This window comes from Vibrio splendidus (genome assembly GCF_002873455.1).
GTDB lineage: Bacteria > Pseudomonadota > Gammaproteobacteria > Enterobacterales > Vibrionaceae > Vibrio > Vibrio splendidus_J.
In genome coordinates this window covers 82,261-104,464 of record NZ_MCUN01000010.1, presented here as the reverse complement: position 1 = coordinate 104,464, position 22,204 = coordinate 82,261, and the positions used below count along the sequence as shown (strand labels likewise).

General features: G+C 45.2%; 20 protein-coding genes. 7 read left to right on the top strand and 13 right to left on the bottom strand.

From position 1 onward, the window contains the following. Positions 1–69: 69 nt before the first annotated feature. From BCU75_RS09545 to BCU75_RS09535, 3 genes are all read right to left on the bottom strand, one after another. The gene (locus BCU75_RS09545; protein ID WP_102473680.1) at positions 70–597 is read right to left on the bottom strand and encodes a GNAT family N-acetyltransferase; all 528 of its coding nucleotides are present in this window, start codon (positions 595–597) and stop codon (positions 70–72) included. Between the two features lie 43 nt (positions 598–640). Continuing rightward, positions 641–1,267, bottom strand: a complete 627-nt coding sequence (locus BCU75_RS09540) for an HD domain-containing protein (RefSeq protein ID WP_102473679.1) — start codon at positions 1,265–1,267, stop codon at positions 641–643. A 196-nt stretch (positions 1,268–1,463) separates the two neighbouring features. Next, a complete protein-coding gene (locus BCU75_RS09535; RefSeq protein WP_102473678.1) occupies positions 1,464–2,123 on the bottom strand; it encodes an HAD family hydrolase in 660 nt (219 codons plus the stop codon). Positions 2,124–2,534: 411 nt separating this feature from the next. Here BCU75_RS09535 and BCU75_RS09530 point away from each other — a divergent pair, with 411 nt between their 5' ends. Beyond that, entirely contained in the window at positions 2,535–3,863 is a 1,329-nt protein-coding gene (locus tag BCU75_RS09530) for an anaerobic C4-dicarboxylate transporter (protein WP_004732879.1), read from the top strand. Between the two features lie 114 nt (positions 3,864–3,977). On the opposite strand, the gene BCU75_RS09525 is transcribed toward BCU75_RS09530, so the two are convergent. The 3 genes from BCU75_RS09525 to BCU75_RS09515 form a co-directional block, all read right to left on the bottom strand. Further along, positions 3,978–4,301 (bottom strand): DUF4144 domain-containing protein, encoded by a 324-nt coding sequence (locus tag BCU75_RS09525; protein ID WP_102473677.1) that lies wholly within the window; start codon positions 4,299–4,301, stop codon positions 3,978–3,980. A gap of 86 nt (positions 4,302–4,387) precedes the next feature. After that, positions 4,388–5,179 (bottom strand): CLCA_X family protein, encoded by a 792-nt coding sequence (locus BCU75_RS09520; protein ID WP_102473676.1) that lies wholly within the window; start codon positions 5,177–5,179, stop codon positions 4,388–4,390. A gap of 171 nt (positions 5,180–5,350) precedes the next feature. After that, the gene (locus BCU75_RS09515; RefSeq protein WP_102473675.1) at positions 5,351–6,040 is read right to left on the bottom strand and encodes a flavin reductase family protein; all 690 of its coding nucleotides are present in this window, start codon (positions 6,038–6,040) and stop codon (positions 5,351–5,353) included. Positions 6,041–6,273: 233 nt separating this feature from the next. On the opposite strand from BCU75_RS09515, the gene BCU75_RS09510 reads away from it, so the two are divergent. Together BCU75_RS09510 and BCU75_RS09505 are read left to right on the top strand one after the other, a co-directional pair. Next, the gene (locus BCU75_RS09510) at positions 6,274–7,605 is read left to right on the top strand and encodes a ferredoxin reductase family protein (RefSeq protein ID WP_102473674.1); all 1,332 of its coding nucleotides are present in this window, start codon (positions 6,274–6,276) and stop codon (positions 7,603–7,605) included. 193 nt (positions 7,606–7,798) lie between these two features. Continuing rightward, entirely contained in the window at positions 7,799–8,206 is a 408-nt protein-coding gene (locus BCU75_RS09505; protein WP_076675359.1) for a hypothetical protein, read from the top strand. A gap of 227 nt (positions 8,207–8,433) precedes the next feature. Here BCU75_RS09505 and BCU75_RS09500 read toward each other — a convergent pair whose 3' ends face one another. After that, entirely contained in the window at positions 8,434–9,876 is a 1,443-nt protein-coding gene (locus BCU75_RS09500; RefSeq protein ID WP_102473673.1) for an N-acylglucosamine 2-epimerase, read from the bottom strand. Between the two features lie 305 nt (positions 9,877–10,181). Here BCU75_RS09500 and BCU75_RS09495 point away from each other — a divergent pair, with 305 nt between their 5' ends. Together BCU75_RS09495 and BCU75_RS09490 are read left to right on the top strand one after the other, a co-directional pair. Beyond that, positions 10,182–10,730 carry a DUF2975 domain-containing protein gene (locus BCU75_RS09495; protein WP_076675148.1) on the top strand — a complete coding sequence of 183 codons (549 nt, stop codon included), beginning with the start codon at positions 10,182–10,184 and terminating at the stop codon, positions 10,728–10,730. 10 nt (positions 10,731–10,740) lie between these two features. After that, on the top strand, positions 10,741–10,974 hold the full coding sequence (locus tag BCU75_RS09490) for a helix-turn-helix domain-containing protein (protein ID WP_102473672.1): 234 nt from the start codon (positions 10,741–10,743) through the stop codon (positions 10,972–10,974). Positions 10,975–11,051: 77 nt separating this feature from the next. On the opposite strand, the gene BCU75_RS09485 is transcribed toward BCU75_RS09490, so the two are convergent. Next, on the bottom strand, positions 11,052–11,699 hold the full coding sequence (locus tag BCU75_RS09485; RefSeq protein ID WP_102473671.1) for a glutathione S-transferase family protein: 648 nt from the start codon (positions 11,697–11,699) through the stop codon (positions 11,052–11,054). A 118-nt stretch (positions 11,700–11,817) separates the two neighbouring features. Between BCU75_RS09485 and BCU75_RS09480 the strand changes: the two genes are divergently transcribed. Further along, positions 11,818–12,669 carry a LysR family transcriptional regulator gene (locus BCU75_RS09480; RefSeq protein ID WP_102473670.1) on the top strand — a complete coding sequence of 284 codons (852 nt, stop codon included), beginning with the start codon at positions 11,818–11,820 and terminating at the stop codon, positions 12,667–12,669. Between the two features lie 100 nt (positions 12,670–12,769). On the opposite strand, the gene BCU75_RS09475 is transcribed toward BCU75_RS09480, so the two are convergent. The 3 genes from BCU75_RS09475 to BCU75_RS09465 all read right to left on the bottom strand — a co-directional run bounded on the left by BCU75_RS09475 (position 12,770) and on the right by BCU75_RS09465 (position 18,659). Then, positions 12,770–14,884, bottom strand: coding sequence for a methyl-accepting chemotaxis protein (locus BCU75_RS09475; protein WP_102473669.1), 2,115 nt, complete (start codon positions 14,882–14,884; stop codon positions 12,770–12,772). Between the two features lie 377 nt (positions 14,885–15,261). Further along, positions 15,262–16,755 carry a cryptochrome/deoxyribodipyrimidine photo-lyase family protein gene (locus tag BCU75_RS09470; RefSeq protein WP_102473668.1) on the bottom strand — a complete coding sequence of 498 codons (1,494 nt, stop codon included), beginning with the start codon at positions 16,753–16,755 and terminating at the stop codon, positions 15,262–15,264. A gap of 110 nt (positions 16,756–16,865) precedes the next feature. Next, entirely contained in the window at positions 16,866–18,659 is a 1,794-nt protein-coding gene (locus tag BCU75_RS09465; protein ID WP_102473667.1) for a sigma-54-dependent Fis family transcriptional regulator, read from the bottom strand. A gap of 355 nt (positions 18,660–19,014) precedes the next feature. Between BCU75_RS09465 and exaC the strand changes: the two genes are divergently transcribed. Then, a complete protein-coding gene (gene exaC, locus BCU75_RS09460; RefSeq protein WP_102473666.1) occupies positions 19,015–20,535 on the top strand; it encodes an acetaldehyde dehydrogenase ExaC in 1,521 nt (506 codons plus the stop codon). A gap of 163 nt (positions 20,536–20,698) precedes the next feature. Here exaC and BCU75_RS09455 read toward each other — a convergent pair whose 3' ends face one another. Next, positions 20,699–21,436 carry an NUDIX domain-containing protein gene (locus tag BCU75_RS09455; RefSeq protein ID WP_102473665.1) on the bottom strand — a complete coding sequence of 246 codons (738 nt, stop codon included), beginning with the start codon at positions 21,434–21,436 and terminating at the stop codon, positions 20,699–20,701. A gap of 236 nt (positions 21,437–21,672) precedes the next feature. After that, complete coding sequence (locus BCU75_RS09450) at positions 21,673–22,074, bottom strand: hypothetical protein (protein WP_102473943.1); 402 nt, start codon at positions 22,072–22,074, stop codon at positions 21,673–21,675. Between the last annotated feature and the right edge of the window lie 130 nt (positions 22,075–22,204).

Sequence of the window (22,204 nt, the reverse complement as noted above, 5' to 3'; positions counted from 1 at the left end):
GTTAACTAAAGTAAGTCTGTTAACTAAAACAATCTTATTAATTAAAATCAGTCTGATAATTAGAACAAGCTAGCAGAGCTTTAACTCCATCTGATACAAGGGCCAGGTTTTACCATTGAACTCTTTTACGCTCGGTTCCTTATCGACCACTTGAAAGCCTGCTTTGTCGTAGCAGCGTTTTGCGCCATAGTTTTGCTTGAATACGGCCAAGGAGATGGTGGTGACATTTGGTATTTCTTTCGCCGCTTCTAATGCCATTTCAAGCATCGATTGTCCTAACCCTTTACCTCGAAGGTTTGGGTGAATCGCGACTCGGCAAAAGCGAAGTTCGTTGTCTGTCATGCGTTGAAATTCCATAAAGCCAAGCAAGTCATTGGTATTTGAGTTGGCGTTTGAATCGGCGTTCGGTTCAGAGTCTGACTTAGATGCAGAAAAGGTATACAGCTCGACCTGTGGTTTTAGAGAGCGTTCGATGATGGAGGCAGCTTCCAACGGCCAACCAAATGTTCGGCCGCCCCATAGAACGTAGTCTTCTAGGGACGTAAACCAAGTAACGATCTCTTCGGCGTCAGATGCTTTAAAGCGGTTTATTTCCATATGCTTTTCTCTGCCTTATCGTGTGTCTCTTTTGTTTAAGCCGTTAAACTTCCGTGCCCAACTGTTGAAGAAAGCCACGCATGTAGTCGGTGCGTTTGTTGGCTTCTGACTTGGCTGATTCTGTATTCATGGTTTCAGCGAGCTTAAACAGCTTTACGTAGAAATGGTCGACGCTGTAATTCTTGTCATCCAAGTCGCGCTGCTTCGCGAACGGGTCTTCGTGGTTATAGAGTTCGGCATCGAAGCTCTGACCCACATATAAGCAACGAGCAATACCAATAGCCCCGAGAGAATCAAGGCGATCGGCATCTTGGACGATCTGAGCTTCTAAGGTTTCAGGTGTGATGTTAGCGCTATAGCTGTGAGTGACAATGGCGTGATGGATTTCATCAAGATAGGATGCGGGATACTCGATAGATTTGAGATAAGAGATAGCTTTGTCAGCCGCCATTTGTGAGCTTTGAGCTCTGTCTGGATGGTTCTTAGGAAAGGTGAAGCAATCATGAAGGTAAGCGGCGGGCATTACGACTTCAAGCTTAGCTTGTTCTTGAGTACATAAAGCCTTGGCAGTTTTGACTACGCGCTTGATGTGGCTGATATCATGTGCCGCATCTTGTGTCATCTCTTGCTGTGCAAAATCAAGCAGTTGGCTTTCAAATTTTTCTATCACGCGTCCCTTTCTCCATTTGTAGACATTATCAATGTTGATCATCACTTAGCATGTTTTTCAAATCGACTGTAACAGTTTCAAGCGCGATTTTTTATCTTTTATAAAAGGAATATCAACAAAAAAACCGACTCTGTGAGTCGGCTTAATAGAAAGGTTATTCTGTGTTGATTAAAGCGTTATCAACGGTAATCAGAGCCTAAGCTGCAGTTTGTTGAAGCTGTGCTAGCACATGATGCAGAGAAGGGCTGATGGTGTGACCTAGGGCTTTGACTTCTTCGCAAGGTTCCACTAAATCTGGAATTTGGAAGCTAATCATATTCGCTGCCATCGATGCGCGAATACCGTTGTTTGAATCTTCAAACGCGAGGCAGGTTTCAGGGGCGACACCTAGGCGTTCAGCCGCTAACAGGTAGATCTCTGGGTGAGGCTTACCATGAGTCACTTCACAGCCAGTGCTTAGTGAGGTGAAGTAAGAATCTAGGCCAGCCAGCTCAAGCTTCTTTTTAGCGATATCAAGCTGAGTCGAGGTCGCAACCGCGATTGGAATGTCGTTTGATTTTAGCCATTCAAGAAGCTCAATTACGCCGTCTTTTACTGGGATCGCTTGGTGCTTAACAATTGCACTGTAGCGAGTTCGCCATTCGTTGTTCAGCGCTGGGTAATCTAATCCTTCACCGTAGCCATTTCTAAAGATCTGTTCGATGGTTTTTGCGTTACAGCCAATGATGCCTAGGTAGACATCTTGCAAAAACGGAACACCTTGTGCGTGACATGCTTCTTCAAAAACCTGCATACAAAGTCGCTCGGTGTCGAGCAGCAGTCCATCCATATCAAAAATAGCAGCTTGAAAATTCATATCCGTGGTTCTTTATGTGTTGTCATCGTAAGGGCGAGTATTTTGACATAGTGTCTAAGGATAGGCGAGTCAGCGTTGAGTGATAATCAGAGGTGTTGGCTGTGTAATATGCTCCGGATTGACTTAAGGTGCGATTGTTTTGGGTTGGATTAATATCGTTTGGTTATGAGCTTGGTGTTTTATAAGCCGTAACGGTCTAACCAATACAATAATGGTTATCGTACATAACAAATCTAGGTTGAGCGCCTAGCTTCCTATTACAATTCATAAACTTACAGGCGTGTTAGCGTGACCATAATCTTATAAAAAACAATTTGTGTAAGCCTGTAATGATAGTGTGACCAAGCAAAAAGTAAATGGAGGAACTTCCGGACAAAATATAATTAATCCACATTTTTAGCAAGGTTGCTTATGTTGTATTTTGAGTTTCTATTTTTATTGGTCGTACTTTATATCGGGTCTCGGTATGGCGGTATTGGCTTAGGTGTTGTTTCTGGTATTGGTTTGGTTATCGAGGTGTTTGTCTTCAAGATGCCACCAACGTCTCCACCTGTCACCGTAATGCTGATCATCCTCGCAGTTGTTACCTGTGCTTCGATCCTCGAAGCGGCTGGTGGCTTGAAATACATGCTGCAAGTTGCGGAAAGGGTACTGAGAAAGAACCCGAAACGCGTCACCTTGATAGCACCGTTCGTGACTTACTCGATGACTTTCCTATTGGGTACTGGCCACGCGGTTTACTCAATCATGCCAATCATCGGCGATGTTGCGTTGAAGAATGGTATTCGTCCTGAGCGCCCAATGGCGGCAGCATCGGTGGCATCTCAATTGGCGATTACGGCGTCTCCAATCTCGGCAGCCGTGGTCTATTACCTCGCGCAACTTTCTGATATCCAACACTCGATTACTCTGCTTTCTATTCTGATGGTGACGGTTCCTGCAACGCTGTTCGGCACACTTTTGCTTTCTCTGTATAGCTTGAAACGTGGTAAAGAACTGAACGACGATCCTGAATACCAAGCGCGTCTAAAAGATCCTGAGTGGAAGAAGCGCATTGAAAGCACTACTGCGACTTCTTTGGATGAAGTACTGCCAACTTCGGCTCGTAATGCGGTATTGATTTTCCTACTTTCAATTGTTGTGATTGTTATCGTGGCGATGGTGCCTGAGATCAGAACTATCGTAGACGGCGACAAGCCAATCAAGATGTCGGTAATCATCCAAATGATGATGCTCTGTTTCGGTGGTATCATCTTGTTAGCGACCAAAACTGACCCGCGTGACGTGCCAAACGGCGTGGTATTTAAATCCGGTATGGTGGCAGCGATTGCTATCTTCGGTATCGCTTGGATGTCGGATACTTACTTCCAATACGCAATGCCTCAGTTTAAATCTGGCATCGTGGAAATGGTAACGAATTATCCATGGACGTTCGCACTAGCGCTATTCATTGTATCGGTTGTGGTGAACTCTCAAGCCGCGACGGCGCGTATGATGTTGCCTGTTGGCCTTGGCTTAGGATTAGACCCAGCCTTGCTGATCGGTTTGATGCCAGCAGTTTACGGCTACTTCTTCATTCCGAACTACCCATCAGATATCGCAACGGTTAACTTCGATGTCTCTGGCACTACCAAGATTGGCAAGTGGTACTTCAACCACTCATTCATGTCGGTTGGTTTAATCGGTGTGGTCGGTGCATGTTGCTTAGGCTACGCACTGGCACAGATTTTTATCGCTTAATGAATTAGCTTTTTTGAGTTAGCTAAGACAACAAACAAAAACAGCGCCTAAATTGGCGATGTTTTTGTTTGATCTGTCTTGGGAATTAGCTTTGATACGAGCTCTTAAGCAGTATTAGCGAGCCTCAAAAGCCAAAGACTGAATCGCTTCTTCGATCGTTAGGAAGTGGATCTTCATCAGGCATACTTCGGCTTTCTGGAACTCGTGATTTCGAATCAGTTTGGTCACGCTTTCAACCGAATACTGGTCTGCTCGTTTCGCTAGAGACAGTTGGTTTGAACTCGATTGAAGCGAATAGCTGTCGCCCTCTGAATCGATGAGATAATCATCTTCGCCTAAGATCATGTCTGAGCATTCTGCCTGAAAATCGTTCTCGGATGCGACGTAAATAAGTTCATCATCACCGTCGAGTTTTACCAAAGATGGCCAACTGATCATTATTGCCTCTAAATCATGGATGTTGAAATTTGTAGTTTACGACTATAAACGCTTTTGAACCTTTGGTCATGTGCTGTCCCTAAGCCTTATTTACTCAAAGATCGACCCAACGGCGCGAAATAACCTTGCAGCGCTTGATAAATCTCTTTGCGATGCGTGAGGTCTGGATAGAGAGGGAACATATCCGGTTTGGTCGTGCCATCGACTAAGTAAGAATTCTCGATATCTGAGCAGGATTCAATCGTAGCTTCAAAGGCACGAGCCATCATCTCTGTTGGTAACGAGAAATACCGGGCAGACATTGCTTTGTCGGCAATAACACTACGTGCAACGTAATCGTGTTTATCCAGGTTATTGTCGCTGAGTAGTGTGGCATCGAACAGTGACATCAAACTTTCGTTTAATGGATGAGGTCGTACTTTTCTATCGTGAAGCCAACAATCACTGGCGAACAAGATTTGCTTGCGAGGGCCGGAGGTGTCACCAATCTCAAATGCTTTCTCTGCGATATAGTGGTCAAACGCATGCCAAAACTCGTGAGCGAGCGCACCGGCGCCAGCGTTCTTGGCGAGGGCTAATTCTCGTTGGTTCGGTGCGTAGTGTGCTTGTACGCCTTTTCTGCCACCACTGCCAAACGCCAGGCCTAATGTGCCGCGAAGGCCAATTGCTTCTGGTGGCAACGCCAAGATGTAAGCCAAGTCTGCTAACGAATCGAATATCAGATTGGCAGCCAACTCTTTCTCTTCTTTTGTTACCCAAGCGCCCACACGAATACTGCCCATACCAAAGGTCTGTTTGATGTCCATAAAAGACACCTGATCGCCATGTCGGTAGTCTGGGCCTTTGCGAGTCTTGTATTTAAAGTGGGTTAACTTCAAAGGGATCCTTAGAGAAAGACATAAAGTGGAGGTGGGATTATGCCTTTAAAGGGAGGGATTCCTTTAAAGCACATTGTTATTAGCCGTATTTTTATGGTCGATATTTTTAAAAACCGTATTTTTACGAACGAACAAAAGTTAGCATTTTTGACCGCGAATTGCCGAATAAAATTAACTGAAATTGAACTCACGAGCTTCCCATGACGTTGGGCTTCCTTCACGAGTCAGTGGGAACAGAGACTTGTTTGGCTTGGCATAGCTTAATCGATGAAGCCTTTGAGTCACGTGGTAGCTGTCTAGTCCTGAAATCGTGACTAAATCTAACGCTTCTAAATCGAGATAGCCATCCGGCATCACGGCTCGTTTGGGTGCTTGAATCGTCATGACTTCGCCAATCAACATTTGCGTTTGATTGCTTTCTATTGTGATTTTTTCTTTAAAGGCTAAGCCTATTTTTAGAGTGCTTTCTAACACAAAAGGTGCGGGAAAATCATCTTTATAATAGGGTGTGAGTTCGACTGCATCGAATTCGGATACCGATTTTGGATAACGTGCTGACGTTTGATGTGCTTTTTGTACGAAGTCGGCTCCAACACTGTTGATCGTGAAATGCTTGGTTTCGAGAATATTGTCCAAAGTATCTCGACGACTTTCGGTTGGCCGAACAATGAAGCCAAACAAAGGTGGATTTGATCCTAGGTGAACCACAGAACTCACCACAGCAAGATTTTCTAGCCCTTGTTTATCGCAGGTGCCAATAAGATTTGCGCTTTTAAATCCCGACAAAGAATTAATTAAACGAGCGCGCTCACGCTGCTCCATTGTTTGGATATCTTGCTTTGAAAGGGTCATTTCCTTCATATCTTCTCTTCTTCTCATTTTTGTTTTCGACGACTTGTTCACTAACCAAACTATATTTACGCAGAAGCATCCTCTATCGATCAGCAAAGTGCTTAGTTTGGTCGTGGGCTGCCCGTCTCTTTTATCTCTGCTACAGCCAACGGACGCGAGCCTTTGCATAGATTTACGCATGTTGACGTCCCTTTACATCACGCAAGCTAAAGTAATGATGTCGTCTTTATGAGTGTTAAAAAATGAAAACAGCCCGCAATATCATCTGGGCAATGATTGCCATAATGTCAGCCTTTTGGTTTGCGATGGAACCGCAGCTCTTCGCTTCGCACAACGTATTTGAATGGCGATCCGCTATGATTCAGTATTCGGGTATTTTGTCTCTGATGTTAATGTCCATTACCATGATCTTGGCGATGCGTTTACCTATAGTTGAGAATTGGCTCAATGGTATGGATAAGGCGTATCGCGTCCACAAATGGTTGGGCATCGGTGGTGTCGCATTGGGTGTAACACATTGGTTGTGGTACCAGATCCCTAAGTGGCTAGTGACGTCTGGAGTGTTGGCTAAACCTGTTCGTCATGATGGTTCAGGCCCGGCAAGAACTTTGTCTGGTTGGGAAGCGTGGGTCAATGGACTACACGGTTTTGCTGAAAACATTGGAGAATGGGGTTTTTACTTATTACTCGTTTTACTGGTGGCGTCGTTGTGGGCGGCAGTGAAATACAAACCGTTTAAATTGTCGCATCGCCTGATGTCTGTCGCGTATCTGTTGATCGCGTTTCACTCGGTATTACTGCTCAAACATGCTTATTGGGGCCAGCCTATTTATTACCTAACGGTGGCCTTCGCTTTGGTTGGATCTATCGCAGCGATTTACAGTTTGTTGGGTTTTGTCGGGCGTCGTAATCGGCATTCTACTTCTGTTGTGTCCACTCGCTACTTTCCAAAAGCAGAAGTGATGGAGTTAGTGTTAAAGCCCGATACATCTTGGCGAGGCCATAAAGCAGGGCAGTTTGCGTACTTGCGCTTCGGCAATGAAGACCCGCACCCGTTTACCATTGTGTCAGGTAGCGAAGACTCAGAACTGCGCTTCTTGATTAAAGAATTGGGTGACTTTACTAATGGGTTAGTTGAGCGAGTAAAGGCGGGCGATGCGGTTACGGTGGAAGGGCCTTATGGTCGACTTGAGTTTGACCTAAACAAGCCACAAATTTGGATTGCGGGTGGTGTCGGAATAGCGTCGTTTTTTGCAACGCTTGAAGCGCTCAAAACAGAGAAGACTCACCCTCGCATTGAGTTGTTTTATTGTACCCGTGGTGTCGATGAGCATTTAGTCGATGAATTATGGCACCTTGCACATCAAGTTGGTGTGAAGCTGAACGTAATAGATACCTTGCACTCACCGCGATTAAACGCTGAACGCATCGCTCAACAGTGTGGTGATTTAAACGATTATGAGCTGTATTTCTGCGGGCCAGAGCGGTTCTCAACATCGCTTAAAAAAGAACTCGATGCGTGCAAGTTCAATGTAGATCAGAATTATCACGAAGAGCTGTTTGTGATGCGTTAAAAAGTCCGAAAGAGGTATCAATAGCGTCAAGTTTGGCTATTTGTCGCGGGGTTGGGGAAGCTGTCTGATTTGTCGTTATTGATACCTGACGACAAGTACTCGTTAAAAAGGCAAAACTTGCTCAATTTTTTATTGCAGCGGTTTGCTATTGAGCGATACCATGTACGGCTGTTTTATTGGTAAAGATCGCAAAATGTCAGATGAAAAGCTCGCGCTAGAGTGGATGCGCCAACAAGCGCACAAAATTGATCCGTATGTTATAAATCCATCATTTGATGAGTGTGTTGAACTGCTTGAACCTGCTTTCAAAAAAGGGAAAAGTGTCGCGCAGCTAAAATATCTATTATCAGAAGCGGATCGCCGAGCGGGGGCTGCTGAGCGTAAACATGCTGCTTTAAAGTTCGCCAAAGAAAAAAGCCCAAAGGCAGGTCAAAACCTTCGTCTGCAAAGCAAACTTCAACAAGTTCAGTTGGCGTTAAAGCTCGCAACTGGCGATAACAACATGACCATATCGCAGTTCTGCTCTGAGTATGATGTCAGTAAGCGAGACGGCAACGAAGCGTGGAATGAAAAGCTGGTTGAGCAGAATAGTAAGAAGTAATTTCGTGATGTCTTATGCTTTCTCATTTGAGAGCGCTTAAGGTTTGCTTGCTCGTGAGATTTAATTCATAAAGTCATTTCAAACCTTACCAATAAATGTTGTTTAACTTTGTTTCAAAAGCCTGAAAAGCATCTTTTCTTCTCAGGCTTTACTAACGACTAGTGACTTCTCTCTTCCGTCTTAACGGGAAACCTTTGCTAAAAGTATCGACGAGTGAATATCAGACGCTAAGGTCGAATGTTATTGAAACTGACTTTCTGCGTTCCATCGCTCTGATTTTCTAACTTAACCACGTCCCCTTGATAGTAGTAAGGTTCCATTGGCATCTTGCTGTTGGTTGGCCTTGCGTAATGCAATACGGCCGGTTTAGCGTCAACTTGCTGAGCGTATAAATAGCCAATCAGTGCATGTTCAAATTGGTGATAGCCATTGCCCCAATGGAAAGCCTTGGTACGTTTAGGTTCAAGCCCTACGCCGCCATACTTATGGTCAACCCACACATCATGAAAGGTCGGTAGGGTGTATTGCAGTACTTCTTTCATCGAGCCATCAACAAGCGATACCGTCATGGCTGCTTGATCGAGCTCTGCCCATTCCCATGATGACGCCCAATTAGTATTTGGCCTACTTTGCCAGCCAGTAATCTCTTGTCCTTTCCACGCATTCTGAAGTTCCTCGCCAAAATATTGAGATACGCTGACGAAATCTTTCTGGTATTGCGCCTGACCCAGAGTGTGTTTCATACCATCTAAACCAAATTCCGACCAATCGGAATTTTCTAATGCATGGCCTGTTAGATAGGTCATCCAATACGCTTTGATGGTGTGCCCAAAATCATTGTGATTGGCATTCGGCATCATCGCTGCTTTGTCGTGAATAGCCCCGTAGAAGCGTTGTTCATCTTCAGAATGATAGTGATCAACCATGGTTTGTGTGAGCCAATTCAGGTCATCAAGCCATTTTGATTTGGTGGGCTCTTTCAGCAAAGGGGCGACTAACAGTATGTAACCGTTAATTTGATCAAGTTGCGCGACCAATTCACGTCGTTTTGCACTGCCATCTTCACCGTCAGCAAGTACCCAAGCAAGACCACTGTTGTCGCTAAGTCGATATTTATCAAAGATAAAAGCTTGTTGGGCGATGAGTGCTTCTTCTACCTTTTTGTCTTGCGTCAGGTAGTAATACATCGCGAGTCCAACCAGCGCATACGCTTGATCTTGAGAGGTACGTTGCTGCCAATTCTGACCTGCTTTCCCCTCTTTTGTGTAGCCAATAAAGCCACCATTTTGCTTATCTTCTAGCTGATCAATGAGGTAGTAGGCGCCTTGTTTGGCAAGCGCTAAAGCCTGTTTGTCGCCGGTAAGATGGTAGAGCACGCCATAGGCATAAGTTTGACGTGATTTCATGCGCGTAAACTCTTTGCCGAAGTGAGGAGTGATCCAGCCTCTGTCTAATTCAGGACACACATCAGAAACATCGAGCAAGGTACCATCATCACAACGAAACGTAGGGTAGTTGCCTATCGGTTCTCCCTGAGCACTAGGCATTAGCCAGTAAGGTGCCAGCCCTTCAGAAGCATGATTGATCCAGTCTTCTCCAGAGGGAAGGGTGACATTGGCAGATACAGCGAAACTGGTCACGCTGAGTAATGCGATCGTTGCTCGTAACATGATGTTTATCTTAATGATTTGAATTTAGTTGAATATAAACAATCAGGTCTGCGCATTGTGATTAGGCGATCACAATCGATCAAATTATTAGGAAGTAAATGGAAGTCTTATGAAAATGGACTTTTAGGTTGAAGTTTTAGAATCCAGAGGTTGTCTATCTTATTTTTTTGGCAGTACTCAGGCTCGATTGGCTTAGTCAGTTGAATCTAAAATTGATATTTAATTATCGTTTATCGATAATTTTTTGTTGATCATCATTTGTTTTGATCTTAGTATCTCTCCGTCAACTTAACAGGAATATAAGTATGTCTAACATTCAAAAACAAAGCCGCCGTGTGCGAATGCTACTGCAGTCTTTTCTTGCACTCACTCCGATCATGGTGTGCTACTTCTGGCTAACCGTTCAAACACCCTATGACTTTCTTAGTGAGATGGGCATTATTCAGTTTTCTCTCGAGATGGAAAACTTCACAACCTCATCACTCACTATGACAACAAGAATCATCGCAATGTTCACAAGCTTGGTGATGTTTAGCATCCTTATGTATGCACTAACGGTTCTGATTCGTTTATTCCGCAACTATGAACGAGGCGAAATATTCTCTTTAGAAAACGCAATGTCCTACCAGAAGCTCGGATATAGCCTGTTTTATTGGGTATTGGGGTCTGTTATCTATGGCGCACTTATGTCTGTCGTCTTGTCGTTTAATAACCCGCCAGGTGAACGCGTATTTGCAATTAGTTTTGTCGGTATGGACTTTTTGACACTGATATTGGGTATAATTATTTTGATCATCTCATGGGTGATGAAAGAAGGTTATATTCTGGCTGACGAACACAGCCAAACGATTTGAAGGACTTGTCATGACTATCCGCATTAATTTAGACATTGTGATGGCCAAACGAAAAATGCGACTAAAGACATTGGCAAAAGAGGTTGGGATTACAGAAGCCAACTTATCCATCTTAAAAAATGGTAAAGCCAAAGCGGTAAGGCTATCGACACTCGATAAGCTGTGTGAAGTTTTAGAGTGCCAACCTGGTGATATTTTGGAGTTTGAGCCGAATGATCATCAAGACAGCGTTGCTGAAGAATAGCCGGTAAGGAAATCGCTTTCTAATCATCTAATAATGAATGAGTCTCGATGCCCTTATCGAGACTCATTGCTAACTATTTATACAGTCTCGCCTGCCTCGTCCTCTTCAACCACATCGGTTTCTAAGCTTGCCTCTGCCAACCATTTTTGTATTGATGGGCTGTTGAGCACGCGTTGTTGATACTGTGATGCCTTTTCGGAAAGTTGTATTCCATAGGTTTCTACACGTAAAGCCACAGGTGCAAACATCGCGTCGGCAATCGACCATTCACCAAATAACCACCCTTCAGGGTATTGTTCCATCTGCGTCGACCAAATGGCATCGATACGAGCGATGTCTTTCAAGGCGTCTTCACTGAGTGTGAGCTTTCGTTGTGCGCGGCAGTTCATCGGCATTTCATTTCTGACGGCAAAAAATCCAGAGTGCATTTCTGCGGAAATTGCTCGGGCATGGGCGCGTTCTTTCACTGAACTGGGCCATGCTGCGCCGTTCAAGTGAGCGTCGTTAACGTATTCGAGAATGGCCAAGGAATCCCATACCGCGACGTCACCATCAACTAGGGTTGGAACCTTAGCCGTTGGTGTCACTTTAGCCAGAGTGTCATAGAAATCAGAGGTGAAAAGCTTGAGCTTGATGACTTCTGCATTTAGGTTGTAGTTGTCGAATATCAGCCATGCGCGCAGTGACCAAGTTGAGTAGTTCTGGTTTCCAATATAAAGCTGCATAGGGGCTTCCTTGCGTTTAGTGAGTATGCTTTTGAGCTTAGGGGCATGCATTTGAGCTTAGGGGATTGTGTTGCGGCGCACTAACGGATAATTTTGATGCAATACATTAATAAAAACGATGGGTGGTGATTTCAATATGGACATTGATGCTTTGCGAGGCTTTCTCGCGTTCGTAGAAACCAGTAGCTTCACGCGTGCGGCGAAGCAGATAAATCGCACCCAATCGGCATTCAGTGCTCAGATGCGTAAGTTGGAAGAAGAACTCAACGTGACTCTTTTCCAAAAAGAAGGACGCAACTTAATACTCACTGAAGCAGGCTTAGCGCTACGCTCTCATGCAGAACAGTTGGTCGCCCTTCACAATTCGGCCCTGAAGCAGGTAAAGCGATATGGGGATAAACAACCTTTGCGACTTGGTTGCCCAGAAGATTATAACGATACTATTCTGCCGAAAGTCATTGGTCTGTTACAACAAGCGGAACCAACGTGCTCAATCCAAATATTCAGCCTGCCCAGCGTTACGCTGAGAGAGTGGTTGGATGATGGCAGACTCGATGCGGCGATTGTCACCCGAGCGCCCGACAGTGAAGAGGGATATTGGCTAACTCATGATGTTGGAGTTTGGATAAGCAGCCCTGATTATGTGTTTGATGATTCTAAACCTATTCCATTAGCCTTGTTTCAAACGGACTGTAAATATCACGCTGCAGCAGTGAATGGTTTAACTAAGCAGGGTACGCCTTATCAGTTGTTGGCATGCAGCAATACGGCGTCAGCGCAGCGCGCCATCGTCAAAGCAGGTTTAGCTATTGGTGCGATGGGTAAACTCAGCGTGACTCCGGATTTGAAAATACTTGATGATATGCCACCACTGCCTTCGGTAGATATTGTATTGATCTTAGCGAGCAAACATCACCCGGTGTTAGACAAAGAAGTGCTCAATCAACTTGTCGAGTTGGATTCCAATTAGATTTTTGCTCGGAAAGGGTAATGTTGAGTGTGGAACTAAAATAGATAGGCCGAAAACACTGCGTTTCTCGGCCTTATTTTTATGGAAGACTGAACGTGAGTTAAGAGAGCTTAAACTTACTCAATTCTCCGTGTAAATCTCCAGCTTTTACGGTCAGTTCATTACTGATTGCTACTGATGATGTCATGGTGTCCATCACTTCCATTGCGGTGTCATTGATGGTCACTACATTACGGTTAATCTCTTCTGATACTGAGCTTTGCTCTTCAGCAGCGGAAGCAATCTGATTGTTCATGTCGTTAATCACTTCAATCGCTTGGTTGATTTCCGACAAGGCCAGATGTGCTGCTTGGGTTTCCCCTTTGGTGTCATTCGCTTGCTTCTGGCTTTGCTCCATCAATATCACGATAGATTGAGTTTCTTGCTCTAGGCGAGCTAACATCGAGCGAATCTCTTCTGTCGAACCTTGAGTGCGATTTGCGAGGTTACGTACTTCATCAGCAACCACTGCAAAACCTCGTCCGGCTTCACCCGCACGTGCGGCCTCAATCGCCGCGTTAAGCGCAAGTAGGTTGGTTTGTTCTGCAATGCCACCAATCTCGCTCAAGATACCCTGAATAGCGGTACTTGAATCCACCAAGTTTTGCGTTTGTTGCTGTGCGTCATTGACCTGAACAGCCAAGCTATCTACTGCGCTTGCGGCATTGTCCATACGAGTCATGCCATTAAGGCTGTTGCTTTGTACTTGGCTTGCTGCCGCGGCTGCTTGAACGGCTGAACTTGCTACTTCTTGAGCAGTTGCACTCATTTCATTGATCGCGGTGGCAAGTGAGTTCACCTCGTTAACCTGAGAATTCAACTGGTCACGTGAAACTTCGGCACGAGCTTGGCCTTCTGTTGCGTTCTTATCGACTTGATCGGCCGTTACCATCACGGTAAGTAGCATCTCTTGCATACGAGATAGGAAAGTATTGAACCAGTGTGCAAGCTGAGCGGTTTCATCTTTTCCTTTCACTTTAATGCGGTAAGTTAAGTCACCTTCGCCTTGTGCTGCATCTTTAAAGCGCTCCACTAAGTTGTTTAGAACCTTGCCCAGAGAATTGGCAATGAATGCCATTGAGGCAATACCTAGAATAGCTGCGATGATCCCCGCCCACACACCTTTTTCAAGTGCTTTTGAATTCTGAGCATCACTCCATTGCGTGTAACCGTCGACGCTTTTTGTAAGGTGACTACTGGGAACCGACACCATGACTACCCATGGGGCGTCACTCGTATCAATGGCTGTTATTGCGTACTCATCGCCGCCGAAATTAATAAGACCAGCCCCTTCTCGCTTAGCGATAGATTGAATTGTCGACCATTCCGATTCCAATTCAGAAGAGACTCTTTTACCCACCATGTTTCCAGCTCGGCTGTTGGCGAGAGTGATGCCTTTCCATGATGTGATAAGGATTTTTCCTTCGCCATCAAACAAGTTACGTGCAAGCAATTCACTTTGGCTTTGAAGCTCGAACAAAGACAAATCAAAGCCAATTGAGCCAATGATTTTTCCGTCTTGTTTGATGGGTTGGCTGATGGTGGTGATGAGCTCTTGCTTACCGCGAACTGGATAAAAATAGGGTTCCATCACAAATGTCTTACCGGTTTGATATGGCATTAAGTGCCAGTCGTCTTTGCGCTCACCGTTGCTGTTGAGTTCGGTATTGCTGAAGCTCTCCATTGCGACGGCGTCAAAGCTGTTCTGATCATTTGGAGAGAAGAAAGGCGCAAGATAGCCCTGACTGTTAAAACCTAATTTGGTGTCCAAGCCGAGCTCGCCATTTAGATCGGTTTGTTGTGGCCAAGTCTTGTTCTCCCAAACCATGTAGCCCGCAAATACAGCTTTGTTTTGAGCTTCCAAGGCAGCAGTAAACTGTTTAACGATAAGGTCTGCGCTTGCGTTGGTTTCTGAACTTAACTCTATGATGGAGCGTGCTTGCTTGAGGTTTGCTAGTACAGGGTCAAGTTGGTTGGCAATGTTCAAACCTTGTTGAATGGCTGTGTTTTGCAAATCTGTCGTTGTGGCATCTGTCAGCTGTGTCTTTACTTTTTCAGTGACTTGTTTGTTCACATCGGTAAATGCGCTGGTGGTCATGCCCATTGCGATCAACAGAGTGAAAGCCATTGCTCCACCTGCACTCACCGCAATTCGCGTACGTATACTGTTAAACATATGATCCCTGTAACCAGATAGTGGTAGTTTCCCAGAGATTTTAAACAAGATACGTGAATGGAAAATTCAAAATAATGAACACAAAAAGAATAGGGTGATCAAAATTATAAACAAGATTACATAATGTGCAGTTATGGCTTTGAACGCTACGTTTAGAGGGAAATATAAATCAACATCAAGCCCTTACTAACCATCTGTATTTATTGGTTTTTGGATCGCTTTGGCGAGTTTGATTTTTTATCAAGGCCGGACTTTTGCATCTCTAGCTGTGACCGTGTACTGATTACTCATTACGTGATCAGTATCACAATTAATTTTATTTAACATTCTGAAGCCCTTCTCATTCTATAAGTGTTTAAGTTTGGAAAGCACTTGTGTTAGTTCGTTCGTGTCGCTTTGCTTTGTTTCTTCGACGGCCTGACATGGCGAGCCAAAATTCGACTCCGCTCTTGTTTTACCTCGGTGAGTTTTCGCCAAGACCATAAACGCACCCGTGCGTCTTTTGCGCTGGTTTCGAGATCTATGACTGGATTGAGGTAAGGGGAGTTAGGCTCAAACTCATGCATCATCACTTCCATTGGTGTCATCTTCCAAGGCTCAAACAACAATGGCGTCGGAACCTCTGAAAGTTCTGGAACCCATTTTCGAATGAAGTCACCATTGGAATCGTGCTCTTGTGCTTGCTTCGTTGGGTTATAAATTCTGATTGTGTTGATCCCAGTGACTCCCGCTTGCATTTGAAACTGTGGGTAATGAATGCCGGGTTCAAAATCGAGAAAAAGCTGCGCTAAATGAGTAACACCATCTCGCCAATCCATATTCATATGGTGAGTGAGAAAGCTCACCAGCATCGAACGCATCCGAAAGTTGATATATCCTGTGTGATGCAGACAGCGCATGCAGGCGTCGACCAATGGCACGCCCGTTAGTCCCAGCTTCCAAGCCTCTAGAAGCGTCGGATCTTTTACCGTTTCATTCTGTAACAGTGCTTCGTAGGCGTGGTTGATGCAACGAAATTCCATCTCGCATTCCGATTCAAACTTCTGCATGAAATGACAGTGCCAATGAAGCCTGGAGGAGAGCGCAATCAAGCTGCGACGAAACCCTGCTACTTGCCAGTGTTCCAACAGATGTTGATAAACTTCACGCAGTGAGATGTTACCCCAAGCCAAATACGGGGACAGGCGAGTGCAAGCATGTCTCGATGCTTCTGGACTTGAGATACTGCGGTAGTAATCGCGACCTCGCCGCTGAAAGAAATCATGCAAGGTTGCCCATGCCAATGTACTGCCGCCCGTTTGTACCCCATTGCTTTTGGTCAACCACGCTTCTGGGGGGACTATTGCTAAACCAAGCTCATCAGCATTTAGAGTATGCAGTGATTCTGTGGTCAACTTGGTTTCGGCTATTGGTTCGCGCATGACACTGTTCCAATGTTTGTCCCAGCCGATTCGGTTTTGGGAACCTCTCACAACGGCGCCCTGTGCTAACTCTGTCCAATGGATGTTGTGATCTTTAAACCAGCCACAGAGTTGCTTGTCGCGCTCGAAAGTGCAATTTAAGCCTATCTCTTGATGAGAGAATACATTTTGGATGTGGTAACGAGATTGGAGCGTTTCGAAGCAGTCGATAGCACTACCATGAAGTATTGATACTTGATGTCCATGATCGCTCAAAGACTGATTCATGCATTGCAGTGATTGCCAAACAAATCTCCAGTGCCGCTCTGAGTAGTGCGGTTCGTTTAACAGCATGGGTTCAAAAATGTAAACTAACACCGTTGGGTGTTGCTCTGATAAAGCCTGCCGTAATGGAGCGTGATCGGTAAGGCGTAGATCTCGTTTTAGCCACACTATGTTGATTGTTTGCATTTGAACCCTCTGTCGTTTTGAAGCATTACGAGTCAGAGGGCAAAATGTCTCACTGGAAGTGAATTTTATTTATTGATAACGAAATGGCAAGCCAAGATCGTCAGTGGCTATTACTGAAGAATGCCTAAACTTTTCAGCTTTCGATAAATGGTATTACGGCTGATACCCAGTATTCGCGATGTCTTGCTGATGTTGCCTTGGTTGGCTTGATAGGTTTGTAACAAGGTATCTTCAACGGTGCTTTTTAAATCGGTATTCGCTGTTGTAACTTTGATGGCACTAGGAGTCGTCAGTTGATGCTGATGATCTTGCGTTAACGACGTCAGCTGCTGAGCAAGGTGGCAGGGTACATGCTCAAGTGTGAGTTGTGCTTCATCACTTGCCAGTAGAGCTGCAACCTTAAGTAAGTTGTCTAATTCACGTATATTGCCCGGCCAAGAATAGGCGCACAGTAAACTCATCAAATGTGGGCAGATTGTCTGTTCATCTTCGGCGTATTTACGATGAATGTGCTCGATTAAGGCGTGCTTGTCTTGTCGGTGTTGCAAGCTTGGCAGAGTAAAGGCCAAGCCATTCAGGCGGTAAAAGAGATCTTGTCGAAACTCCCCCGTAGCGACTAACTGTTCTAGGTTTTTATGCGTCGCGGCGATGATCTGGCAATCGACTTGGTAACTCTGATTTGAGCCAACAGGGACGACTGACTTATCTTGTAGAACATGCAGCAATCGACATTGAGCCTCCAATGGCATGTCGGCAATTTCATCGAGAAACAGAATTCCCTTGTCTGCTTGGCGGATCTTACCTTGGAAACCTTTGTGGCTTGCGCCAGTAAAAGCGCCCGGCGCGTAGCCAAACAGTTCAGACTCGATAAGATCTTTCGGTAGTGCCCCACAATTGACCGCCACTAACGGCGACGATTTACGCTGGCTTTGCTTGTGTAATGCTTTAACAAACTCGCCCTTACCAACCCCTGTTTCTCCTAAGATTAATAGGCTGATCCCTTTATCGATAACCTTGTTAGCTTGCTGCCAAGCGTGTTCTATTTGTTGTTCGCCATGGTGTAAATCACACGCTGCTGAGAGTGAACGTGTGCGTTTTGCTGTTTGACGTTTGAGATGCTGTTTTTCAAACACAAAGGGTGTATCTAATGAGGTTCGGTTGAAGAGAGTCTCGATGCATGCCCCGACGATTGAGGTTTGATCCAGCAATTGAGAGGCAACCTGATTGTGAGCCACAACCTCGCCAGCTTCGTTGGCTATCACAATCCCTTGCCAACCACTGTGCAATAACGACTTGTCGCACGCGAGGTCAATTCGAGTGGTGCCTTGTGGGATATGGCTGAGTAGCTGGTTTTCAACTAACTGAACCATATTTTGCACCAGCAATTGGACGGAACTGTCGTGTTGTTGCTGTTCACTGGTAATGTCTAACACCCCAACCATTTGACCTTGATGGTCGAACACAGGGCTTGCTGAGCAACTGATAAATCGATGCTGGTGGATGAAGTGTTGTTCGCCAATGATCGATACTGGTTTCGCTTCAACGATGGCGGTGCCAATCGCGTTGGTGCCTTTCAGTTGTTCCTGCCAACACGCTCCAGAGCTGAGTGCAATTGATGTCAACTTCTCCTTAAACCGCTCCTGTCCCCAACTCGCCAGAATCACCCCTTCAATGTCGGTCAGAATCAAACGACTGTCGGTGCGTGCAAACATCTGATTAAACAGAGGTAGAGCATTACGTTCGACTATTTGAATTAAGCTCGAAGATTGGTGACGTCTCTGTTTAAGAATCGATTGTGGCAGGCGAATGTCTTCGGGTAGTCGTCTCTGTTTTAGACCCGCTTCTGTGCTGCGGTGCCAAGAAGACGAAAGCCAATCTGAGGTGTTTGCTTGTTGAAGGTGCATGACTGTTCCATGTCGTAACAGTGAGGGTGTACCAATTTGGAACAGTTGAACACTGGAGTGCTTTCCAGACGTCCGTTCAATGCCAACTCACTTTGGGTTGTAAACGTTTGGTAATCATAGTTTTACAATTTATTAACAACAAGTTTTGAAGTTCTGGCGTGTGATTTGCGTTGTTACTGTTGTGAAGAAAACACGAAGTATCAGTGTTTTAAACAGAAAGGATAAACATGGTGGCTCTCTTCTTACGAGCTTTCTTCTCACGAGATCTCTTCTCAAGATAAGCCGCCATGCTAGCTCGACAACATAAGCTCAATAACGAATGAGCAACGACTAAAAATCTAAGAAGGATCTAACTATGATTTACGCACAGCCGGGTAGTGATAACGCAGTGGTTAATTTTAAAGCGCAATACGATAACTTTATCGGTGGCGAGTGGGTGAAGCCTGTTAGCGGCGAGTATTTTGATAACATTTCTCCAGTAAATGGTCTTGTGTATTGCCAAGTGGCACGTTCGACAGAGGCAGATATTAGCTTGGCACTGGATGCGGCGCATGCGGCTCGTGCTAGTTGGGCTGCGACCAGTGTGACTGAACGATCGAACATCCTACTTAAGATTGCCGACCGAATTGAAGCTAATCTTGAAGAAATAGCGGTTGCTGAAACGTGGGAAAATGGCAAGCCTGTGCGTGAAACCTTAGCGGCAGATATCCCTTTGGTTGTCGATCACTTCCGTTACTTTGCGGGTTGTATTCGTGCGCAAGAAGGCAGCGCAGCAGAGCTCGATTCAAACACGGCGAGTTACCACTTCCCTGAACCAATTGGCGTGGTTGGGCAGATCATTCCTTGGAACTTTCCGATCTTAATGGCGGCTTGGAAACTAGCACCGGCACTGGCAGCAGGATGTTGTGTAGTGATGAAACCCGCCGAGCAAACACCAACGTCGATCTTGGTGATGATGGAGAAGATCGCCGATCTTCTACCAGCAGGCGTGGTCAACATCGTGAATGGTTTTGGTAGCGAAGCGGGTCAAGCGTTGGCAACCAGTGATCGTTTGGCGAAGTTGGCGTTTACTGGCTCAACAGAAGTCGGCCACCATATCCTGAAATGTGCCGCAGAAAGCTTGATTCCATCAACGGTTGAGCTTGGCGGTAAGTCTCCAAACATCTACTTCCCAGACATCTTTAACCATGAAGACGAATACCTCGATAAGTGTGTCGAAGGCATGTTGCTTGCGTTCTTCAACCAAGGTGAAGTGTGTACTTGTCCATCACGTGTGTTGATTCATGAATCGGTATACGACAAGTTCATCGCGAAAGTAGTCGAGCGTGCTCAAACTATTAAACAAGGTAACCCGTTAGATACCGATACTCAGGTGGGCGCACAAGCTTCTAAAGAGCAGTTTGATAAGATCTTGAGCTACCTAGAAATCGGTCGTCAAGAAGGTGCGAAAGTGCTAACAGGTGGTGAAATTGCGCAACAACCCGATGATCTTGGGAATGGTTATTATATTCAACCAACCATGCTCGAAGGCAACAACAAGATGCGTGTATTCCAAGAAGAGATCTTTGGCCCTGTTATCGCGGTAACGACGTTTAAAGATGAAGCAGAAGCGCTAGAGATCGCCAATGACACCGAGTATGGCTTAGGTGCTGGCGTGTGGACTCGTGATGCAAACCTAGCGTATCGCATGGGGCGCAACATTGAAGCGGGGCGTATTTGGGTGAACTGTTACCATGCTTATCCAGCGCATGCCGCGTTTGGTGGTTACAAAAAATCGGGCATTGGCCGTGAGACACATAAGATGATGCTCGACCACTACCAAAACACCAAGAACCTGCTAATTAGCTACGATACCAATCCGTTGGGCTTTTTCTAAAGCCGATATGTTCTAAAAAAGATGAGTTCTAAGTGTTTGAACATATTTACAAATAAAGAATAACTAACAACGCAGTAGGCTTAATAAATAGAAAAAGAGAAATAGAAGTAAAACTACAGCGCCCAGTTCATTAGAGTTGGGCGCTTTTTATTTGGGAAGAGTTTTAGTTTTTCGAAAAGAAGATCTCTGGCTTGTGCACAGGGCCGTAGTTTCCTTCTAGCTGAGTAAGCTCCAGTCCTTGTTTTCCTATCAGAGATGCGACCAATTGACGGTTAAACGGGTAGCTGTCGGGGTTATTAATATACTCTTCAACATCAATCCATTTTGCTTCTGCTATTTCGTCGGTGTCTTGAATCGCAATCTCTTGGGTTTGAGCGATAAGATGGCAGATAAAGTAGAGGTTCGATTTACCGAACTGATACGGGTGTCTTGTCGCCATGCCAACCACAGACACGAATGTGGCTTCGATGCCAGTCTCTTCCAAGGTTTCACGAACAACCGATTCCTCAATACCTTCACCCAACTCAATATGACCGCCAGGTAACTTGTAGCCTGTCATACCGTGCTCTTTAATCATCAGAACTTGGTTGTGTTCGTTGGTGATCAATGCACCTGCACCCAAGGTGTGGGTAGGGATGAAAGGCACAAACTCTACAATCTCGGATTTGTGGATCAGCGTAATCTCGTCTTCTAGACAGTTGTGAAACACAAAGCCAAGCTCAGTCGCCACCGGAATAAGGTGCGAGAGAGAAATTGGTAAACTAATCCAAATGATGCCTTTGTTATTCTGCTTTGAAAATTCGGTGATCTGGTTAAGTTCGGCATTGAATGAGTCAGCATCGTGAGGGGCTGTTGCTGGGTCGATGATGATGCCGTTAAATTTGTCGAGCGTAAATTCCACGGGTGATCCTTTATTATTTTTGATTTATAGGGAGTCGAGCATAGGTGGAGCTTATAACATCTTAAGGGCTTATAAAACCTGCTCTGCTTGCAGCGTTTTTAAGAGCACGGCTGTGGTGGGTAAAAAGTGAGGGAGAGTTTAAAGCGGGCGGCTTGAAACAAAAATTACGCTTGAAACAAAAACTGCGCTTGGAAGCCAAAGCGCAGTCTGAAGATATATCTTATCTTAGGTCTATTCTAACGAACATAGTTCGCATCAACACTCACGTACCAGTGCTGCAGTTTGCCGTCGGCCTTTTTGACCCATAAATCGTTGGTGTAGCTCTCGATCTTACCGTTAACCGTTAAATTGAAGGTGTTCTCGTCGAATTCACCAAGCTTCACGAACTGGTCTGTGGTAACTAGGAACGGGTCCATGTCGTCCACGCCAACTACATCTGAAATCACATAGTAGTGGTAGGTCAGCGGCTTGCTCGCATCATTCGGGTTGCTGCGGTACGCCACAAGCTTGAACGGTTCCGTTAATGGAACGTCGAGCGTTTGCTTGTCCATGGTCGCTGGAATCGGGATAAACAGCCAAGCGGTAAATAGACCGCTCAATAAAACCATCAGGAAGAAAAGAGTCTTAATTGCTTTCATAGCAACCTTCAAAATAGGTGATGTTGAAGACGCTATGGTAACAGGTTTGATTTGTTGATTGTAAGAGTATGAATAAGTGAAGGCGACACCCATTTGTTAGTAAGTTCGAATTGTTAGTAAGTTCGAACGA